Consider the following 8,611-nt stretch of genomic DNA (forward strand, 5'->3'; position numbering starts at 1 on the left):
TTCGACGAGACGGACCTCGATGCCGCGGTCGTCAGGTTCGAACAGCTAAGCCGAACGGCGCGACGCCTGGAGAACGCGGCGAGCCAAATAACCAAGCGATTCTTTGCGTACTTCGGCGCGCGTGACTGGAACGCGATGGCGACAATACTGGCTGAGAACGTAACTCACGACGATCGCCGGCATGTGGTGAATGCTGGAGTGCTACACGGTCGAGATGCCCAAATCACGAATTTGCGAGCCATCGCCGAGGTTGGGGTCGCAGACTTTTCGTCGACAGTCATTGCGGTCCGTGGCGCGCGCCTCGCCCTCGTTCACATCAGTTCCAAGGACCGAGACCAGCGGCCCGAGAATGTTCTCACCGAGGAACTCGGCGTTGTAGAGATCAACTCCGACAACCGGATGGCCGCCTACGTCGCGTTCGACCTCGACGACTTCGACGCCGCCATGGCTGAGCTCGATGCTCGGTACCTCGCCGGCGAAGCCGCACTCCACGCGCACACATGGTCGATCGTCGCAAGTGGGTGCGCCGCGCTCAACCGTCGCGAGTCACTCCCGACGACCCCGGATTGGGTGAATAACGACCACAGGCGAGGGATCGCGTTTAATCCAGGTGATCTCACGGCATACATCAGTACCGCATGGAACCTCTTGTCCAACGGCGGCATCTATATCGAGACAGCGCATCGCCTGAACGATCTCGGCGCGGTGTTCACGTGGCGGGGGTACGGGACTCCGCAGGAGGGCTCCGACGTCGAGTTTCGCGGAATCAACATGCTGAGCGTCGAAGGCGACCTGATCAGTCGAGTCGAGCTCTTCGACGAGGCGGACCTAGACGCAGCACTCGCGAAGTTCGATCAGCTGAGCCGACCCACACCGCCACTGGAAAACGCGGCAAGCCAAGCATACGAGCGGTTTCGGACGTACTTCGCAGCGCGCGACTGGGCCGCTATGGCGGAGCTACTGGCCGCCGATACGTCTGTCGACGACCACCGACGAGTGGTGAATGCCGAGATCAGGCGCGGCCGTGATGTCGAAATCGCAAACATGCAGGCGTTCGCCGGGATTGGGGCCACGCGCAGTACGGCGACGGTGATCGCGACTCGAGGCGAACGCCTTGTCCTGTGCCGGACCTGCATCTCGGGCGAAGAGCAGCAACCGGGCGCATTCAACATCGAATTTCTCAACCTTGTAGAGATCACCGCCGATAAGCGGATCGCAGCGCGCAGCGCGTTCGACCTCGACGACATCGACGCCGCCTTCGAGGAACTAGATGCGCGGTACCTCGCGGGCGAAGCGGCCCCGTACGCGAGCGTTTGGAAGCGCGCCTTGGACACCCTCGGCGAGGTCAACCGCCACGAGCCGGGACCGATGATCGAACGTCTTGCATTTACCGACCACCGACGAGTCTCATTCGCAGACGGAGACTTCCGACGGGCGATTGAGGAGTTGTGGCCTCTCGTACCTGACGCCCGCTATCGCGCGACGGCAGTACATGCCCTCGATGCCCATGGCGTTGTCGCCAGTCTCGTCATCGAAGGTACCGATGCGCAAGGGAACGAATTGCAATGGGCGCGAACTCTATTACTCGATCCCAATGAGCCGCGGTTGGAAATCTACGAAGAGAGCGATCTCGACGGGGCGCTCGCGCGGTTGGAGGGGCTGCGTCCGGAGGCGCGCCGTCTGGAGAACGCGGCAAGTCGCGTGATCGAGCAATTTCTAGCGCGTTTTGCGGACCGCGACTGGGACGCGATGGCAGAACTCCTCGCCGAGGATATGTCCTCAGACGATCGCCGTCGGGTCGTCAACGCCGGGATACGACGCGGTCGAGATGCCGAGATTGCGAACTGGCAAGCCACCGCGGAGATCTGGAGGGCTGCGAGGTCGACGGTGGTTGCGATCCGCGGGGAGCGCCTCGCGCTCTTTCGCGTCGGGTTCGCAAGCCAAGACCGTCCGCTTGAGGCATTCCAAGCCGCGGCACTCGCAATCGTCGAGATCAACGAGGACAACCGCGGCGCGGCAAACGTCGTGTTCGATATCGACGACATCGACGCCGCCTTCGAAGAACTCGACGCCCGGTACCTTGCCGGCGAAGCCGCCGCGTACTCGCAAACATGGTCGGTGATTGCGCAGATCCATGCCGCATTCAACCGGCACGAACTCCCCGCGATCGACTGGCTTACCGTCGACCACCGCCGCGGGACACTGCTGTCGTCCAGCAATATGACTGCTGCCATCCGCGCCTTCTGGGACCTCACGCCGGCCGTCAACATGCAAATCGAGGTAGTGCACCGGCTCAACAGGTTTGGAGCGGTCGCCACCCATACGTTGCGCGGGACCTCGCCTGAGGGATTTGAGGCCGAGTGGCGAATGATTTACGTCGTGATCGTCGAAGACGAGGGTATCGACCGCGTCGAAATGTTCGACGAGGCAGATCTTGAGGCCGCACTCGCGAGATTTGAAGAGCTTCAGCCGCCAGGATCGCGGCTGGAAAACGCGGCGAGCGCAAAGCACGCGCGCCTTACGGCGTGCGTTGCCACCCGTGACTGGAATGGGCTATCCGAGATCCTGGCCGACGACATCGCAATCGACGATCGCCGTCGGGTCGTCAACTCCGGCATCACATACGGACGCGATGCCGCCGTCGCGAACATGGCCGGCGTTATCGGCGTGGGGCTCACGAATATTTCGTCGGACGTCGTCGCGATCCGCGGCGATCGTCTCGACCTCTGTCGTACATGTGTCTCGGGCCAGGATCGACCTGGGGCATTCCAGGTCGAATTTCTAAGCATCGTCGAGATCGACGCTGACGAGCGGATTGTGGCACGGGTCCTGTTCGATCCCGATGACATCGATGCCGCCTTCAAAGACCTCGACGCGCGGTACCTCGCCGGCGAAGCGGCCGCGCACGCGCAAACGTGGTGGGCCATTATGCAAGCGTGTGCTGCGCTGAATAGACGCGAGATCTTCGCGACGACTACAGACTTCATCGACATCGACCATCGGTCTCTTGCCGCTATCGAGTCTGGTGACCTGAAGACATACATGCGTGAGGCATTAAACGATGGCGCGTACAACGTCTACGTCGAGGCCGTGCATCGGCTGAGCGAGCTCGGAGCGGTCGTTACCCTTGTGTCGAACGGGATTTCACAAGTGGGTTTTGATGGCGAGTGGCGCATGGCGGACATCTTCACGGTCGAAGGTGGCTTGATCAACCGCTGCGAAATCTTCGACGAGGCAGACCTCGATGCCGCGCTCGCCCGTTTCGATGAGCTGCACCCGCAGCCCTCGCGACTGGAAAACGCGGCTAGCCAAGTGAGTGAACGCTTTTGGACGCATTTTGCGGCTCGTGACTGGGAAGCCATGGCCGAGCTGACGGCCGACAACATTTGCAGTGACGATCGCCGTCGTGTTGTAAACGGCGGCGTGCGGCACGGTCGGGAAGCCCACATCGCAGACATGCGAGTCATCGCCGAGATTGTTGATCCGCGGAACCTGACTCCGACCGTCATTGCGACCCGCGGGGACCATCTCGCCCTTTCTCATATCCGGTCCTCAAACCGCGTCGTCGGGCCCGACGAAATCAGCGCGGAGGTTCTATCCATCGTCGAAATCAACGGCGACGACCGGATCGTGGCGAACGTCGGCTTCGACATCGACGACATCGACGCCGCCTTCGAGGAACTCGACGCCCGGTACCTCGCTGGCGAAGCGGCGGCTCACGCGCCCGTATGGTCGGTCATCGCCGCGGCCTATGCCGCACTCAACCGACATGAGCTACCCGCGACGAAGTCGGATTGGGTGACCATCGACCACCGGGTACGCGAATCGTTCCAGGGGGGTGATCTGACCGCGTACATCCGTTCCGCGTGGGAGGTCGCGCCAGATCTCAAGATCTACATCGAGACTGTGCATCGGCTCAGTAACCACGGAGCAGTGGTCACCCACGCGGCATATGGGACCTCGCCAGGGGGCTTCGACGCCGAGTGGCGCATCATCGGGCTTCTGGCGGTCGGACGCAACTGGGTTAACCGCTGCGAGCTATTCGACGAGGCAGACCTCGACGCCGCGCTCGCCCATTTCGAGGAACTGCAGCGACCGGCGCGGCGACTGGAGAACGCGGCAAGCCGGGCAGATGACCGCTTCTTTGCATACTTCTGGGCCCGCAACTGGGCGGCGCTGGGAGAGATCCTCGCCGACGAGACCTTTATCGACGATCGCCGTCCTGTGGTGAATGCCGGACTCTGGCATGGGCGCGATGTCGTGATCGCAAACCTTCGAGCTGTGGCCGACGCCGCGGCGATCATAACGTCCGTCATTGCGACCCGCGGAGAGCGCCTCGCCCTGTCTCGGATGAGTTCCTCGAACCGCGACCCTCGGCAGGGAGAGTTCCGCGTCGAGATGCTCAACATCGTCGAGATCGACACCGAAGGGCGGATTGTGGCGCACGTCGACTACGACGTGAACGACATCGACGCCGCCTTCGCCGAGCTCGATGCTCGATACCTTGCAGGGGAGGCGGCCGCCCACGCACGCACGTGGTCAGTGATTGCAGGGGGGCACGCCGGGTTCAATCGGCAACAAAGTGCCGCGACGACGCCGGATGTGGTTTACGTCGACCGTCGACCGATCGTATCGCTCGAAGGGGTTGAGCTGGGCGCGGCTCAGCGGGCCGTGTGGGACCTCACGCCGGACGCCACCGGCTACGTCGAGGCGGTGCATCGGCTGAGCGAGTTCGGAACCGTCATCACACAGGCGGTGACGGGTACCTCGCAAGAGGGCTTTGCCGCCGAGTGGCGGATGATTGCCGTCTGCATGGTCGAAGGTGACCTGCTTTGCCGCTACGAAGTCTTCGACGAGGCAGACCTCGACGCCGCACTCGCCCGCTTCGACGAACTGCACCCCGAGACGCGACGGCTCGAAAACGCGGCAAGCCAAGCGGCCGAAGGCTTGTGGGGCTGCTTCGCAGCCCGAGACTGGGCCGAAATGGCTGAGACGATGGCGGACGACATCGTCACGCATGATCACCGTCGGGTTGTTAACGCCGATGTACTACACGGACGCGATGCCCATGTCACAAACATGCAAGCAGTCGCCGAGGTCGGGTTCGAGGGCATTACGTCGACCGTCGTCGCGACCCGCGGGCAGCGCCTGGCCCTGATTCGCATCCAGTCCTCGATCCATGGATTCGAACCCGGGGAGATGAGCACCGAAATGCTAAGCGTTGTTGAGGTTGACGGCGACAACCGGCTCACCGCCAGCGGGATATTCGACGGCGATGACATCGACGCCGCCCTCGCGAGACTCGAGGCGCGATACCTTGAAGGCGAAGCGGCACCATACGTCCAAGTATGGTCGGCGATCACAGAAGGGTTTGCCGTGCTCAGTCGGGGTGAAATCCCAGCGATAACACCGGAATTCGAGGACATCGACCGTCGCAGTGGGCCAACGATGGCGCCCGGTGACCTGATCGAATTCCTCCGTGCCGCGTTTGCCGATTCGGTGGGCATCAAAATGTACGTTGAGGCTGTTCATCGTCTGACAGGCCTCGGCGCGGTCGTAACCCACGTGGCGAAGGGGATGTCACAAGCGGGCTTCGACGCCGAATGGCGCATGATCGACGTCTTTACGGTCGAAGGCGAACTAGTCAGCCGGTCTGAGTTCTTCGACGAGGCAGACCTCGAGGCCGCGCTCGCACGATTCGACGAGCTCGATCGGTCGGCGCCTACGGCCTAGATCGCGCCTGATCGGCAGTGATAACGTAATTCTCCAATTCGTATAACGGGCCTACCATACCCGCAGACCGACTTCCCGGAGGTGACGTGTCAGCAGCACCGGGACGCCCGCTGCCCCTGGTCACCGAGGAAAACGAGTTCTTCTGGACTTCGGGCGCCGACGGCACCCTGCGGCTACAGGAATGTAGGGCCTGCCAGTCGCTGATCCATCCGCCGGCGCCGGTATGCCGCTACTGCCGGTCGCGCGACATGGGCGTGCGGGCCGTCTCCGGCAAGGCGACACTGGCCGGGTTCACGATCAACCAACGCTTCAGCCTGCCCGGGCTGCCGGCGCCGTACGTCATCGCGCAGGTGGCGATCGCCGAAGACCCTCGCGTGCGGCTGACCACCAACATCGTGGAGTCCGATCCCGATCAGCTAGCACTCGGTCAACAGGTCGAGGTCGTCTTCGAGCACGTCGAGGGCGTCTGGTTCCCGCTCTTCCGGCCCGCCGCTCTAGACGCCAAACCCGCTCCCCTGCCGATCGACGAGATAGCGCCCGAACGCTTCGGCGAACACGTCCGGCCCATGCTGACCGCGGAGAAATTCGAGGACAAGGTCGCACTCACGGGCATCGGCATGTCGCCGATCGGGCGTCGGCTCATGGTGCCGCCACTGTCGCTGACCGTCCAGGCCTGCGAGGCGGCGATCGCCGACGCGGGGTTGACGTTCGACGACATCGACGGACTGTCCACGTATCCCGGCGCGATAAACGTCGGCGGCTTCGGCGAGGGCGGGATTACCGCGCTCGAGGCGGCGCTCGGAATTCGGCCGACGTGGCACAACGGCGCCATGGAGACATTCGGGCCGGGCGGTTCGGTGATCGCCGCAATGCTCGCTGTCGCAGGCGGTTTGGCCCGCCACGTGCTGTGCTTCCGGACGTTGTGGGAAGCCACTCACGGCGAGTTGATGAAGCAGGGCAAGATCACTCCGTCCATGGGGCGCATGGCGGGCTGGCAGATGCCGTTCGGCGCAACGTCTGCGGCCCACACCCTGGCCATGAACGCCCAGCGGCACTTTCACCGTTACGGCACAACGAAAGAGACGCTCGGCTGGATCGCGCTGAACCAGCGAGCCAACGCGGAGCTCAACCCGTCGGCGATCTATCGCACCCCGATGACGATGGACGACTACCTGAACGCGCGGCCCATCACCACGCCCTTCGGCCTGTACGACTGCGACGTGCCGTGCGACGGTTCGATCGCTGTGATCGTCTCCGCAATCGACGCCACGCGCGACCTGCCCAAGCCACCCGTCCTGGTCGAGGCGGTGGGCACCCAGATCATCGAGCGAATCGACTGGGACCAAAGCACTTTGACGCACGAACCGCAAGTGCTGGGCCAGGCGGCACACGTGTGGACGCGCACGTCGCTGCGGCCTACCGATGTCGACGTTGCCGAACTGTACGACGGGTTCACAATGAACTGCCTGTCCTGGATCGAGGCGCTGGGGTTCTGCGGAATCGGCGAGGCGAGGGAATTCCTCGACGGCGGGAAGAACATCGCCCGCGACGGCCTGCTGCCGCTCAACACCCACGGCGGGCAGCTCTCGCACGGCCGCACCCACGGCATGGGCCTGATGCATGAGGCCATCACGCAATTGCGCGGCGAGGCCGGCGACCGCCAAGTGCCCGACGCCCGCGTGGGCGTGGTCAGCAGCGGCGGCCTGACTCCGAGCGGCGTGCTCCTGCTGCGGGCGGACGCATGAGCGCGCCGCGTCCGCGCTTGGTCATCGTCGACGGCGTGCCGATGTCGGCGTTGGTCGCCGAACCCACCGCGGGGCCCAAGGCCGTTATCGTGGCGATTCACGGCGGCGGCACCACCGCCCTGTATTTCGACTGCCCGGGCCACCCGTCGCTTTCATTGCTGCGGACCGGCGCGGCGGCCGGATTCACCGCGGTAGCTCTCGATCGGCCCGGATATGGCAGCTCCGCTCCCTATCCCGAGGCGGTGGCCCAGCCGGAACAGCGGGTCAACCTTGCCTACGGCGCGGTGGATCGCATCCTCGGCCAAAAACCGCGTGGCGCCGGCCTTTTCGTCATGGGACATTCGGGCGGCTGCGAACTCACCATGCGCATGGCCGCCGACGACCAACGCGGCGCCCATCTGCTCGGCATCGAATTGGCAGGCACCGGCCGGCACTGGCACCCCGCGGCCCGAGAGCTGCTCAAGACGGCGACCCGGCAAAGCCGCCCGGCCGGCATGCGCGAACTGCTGTGGAGCCCGGAGCGGCTATACCCGCCCGAGGTGCTGTCCGGAGCCACGGTTTATCCGGGGGCGCCACCCTATGAAGACATGATGGTGTCCAACTGGGCCCGCCAAGACTTCCCCGCGCTCGCTCCCGCCGTGCGCGTCCCGGTGCACTTCAGCATCGCGGAGTACGAAAGAGTCTGGCAGACCGATGATTCTGCGTTGGCCGAGATCGCCGCGATGTTCTCCGGTGCGCCACGGTTCGCCGTGCACCGTCAACCCGACGCGGGACACAACATGAGCCTCGGCTACACCGCGCCGGACTACCACGCGGCGGTCCTCTCGTTCGCGGAGGAATGTGTGGCGGCTGCTCCCTCGAGCGTGGCGCCACAGTCACTCTCGGACTCGAACGTGACTGTGGCGTCACGCTCGGCGGAGGAAGAGGAGGCCGGATGAAAGTCGGATTCATCGGGCTGGGCAGTCAGGGCGGCCCCATGGCACGCCGAATCGTCGAGAGCGGATACGAGACGACACTATGGGCGCGCAGGTCCGCGGCGCTCGAGCCGTTCGCAGACACCGCGGCGAAGGTCGCCGAATCGCCGGCCGAACTCGCCTCCGCCAGCGACCTGGTCTGCCTGTGCGTCGTCGGCG

At 64.2% G+C, this 8,611-nt stretch carries 4 protein-coding genes; all 4 read left to right on the forward strand.

All coding sequences use genetic code 11. The features are described from left to right. Nucleotides 1-135 precede the first annotated feature (135 nt). Complete coding sequence (locus A5736_RS26435; RefSeq protein WP_217695763.1) at nucleotides 136-5,733, forward strand: nuclear transport factor 2 family protein; 5,598 nt, start codon at nucleotides 136-138, stop codon at nucleotides 5,731-5,733. Nucleotides 5,734-5,819: 86 nt separating this feature from the next. Next, on the forward strand, nucleotides 5,820-7,478 hold the full coding sequence (locus A5736_RS18020) for an OB-fold domain-containing protein (RefSeq protein ID WP_076247755.1): 1,659 nt from the start codon (nucleotides 5,820-5,822) through the stop codon (nucleotides 7,476-7,478). Then, nucleotides 7,475-8,416 (forward strand): alpha/beta hydrolase, encoded by a 942-nt coding sequence (locus A5736_RS18025; protein ID WP_076247757.1) that lies wholly within the window; start codon nucleotides 7,475-7,477, stop codon nucleotides 8,414-8,416. The genes A5736_RS18020 and A5736_RS18025 overlap by 4 nt, the downstream gene beginning before the upstream one ends. Next, a partial coding sequence (locus tag A5736_RS18030) for an NAD(P)-binding domain-containing protein (RefSeq protein ID WP_175611323.1) occupies nucleotides 8,413-8,611 on the forward strand: 199 nt, incomplete at its 3' end. The genes A5736_RS18025 and A5736_RS18030, both read left to right, overlap by 4 nt.

This window comes from Mycobacterium sp. SP-6446, assembly GCF_001954045.1.
Taxonomy (GTDB): domain Bacteria; phylum Actinomycetota; class Actinomycetes; order Mycobacteriales; family Mycobacteriaceae; genus Mycobacterium.

Excerpts from the sequence above, each read along its gene's own strand:
- A5736_RS26435 (WP_217695763.1), top strand. The coding sequence starts at position 136 with ATGGCGACAATACTGGCTGAGAACGTAACTCACGACGATCGCCGGCAT.
- A5736_RS18025 (WP_076247757.1), top strand. The coding sequence starts at position 7,475 with ATGAGCGCGCCGCGTCCGCGCTTGGTCATCGTCGACGGCGTGCCGATG.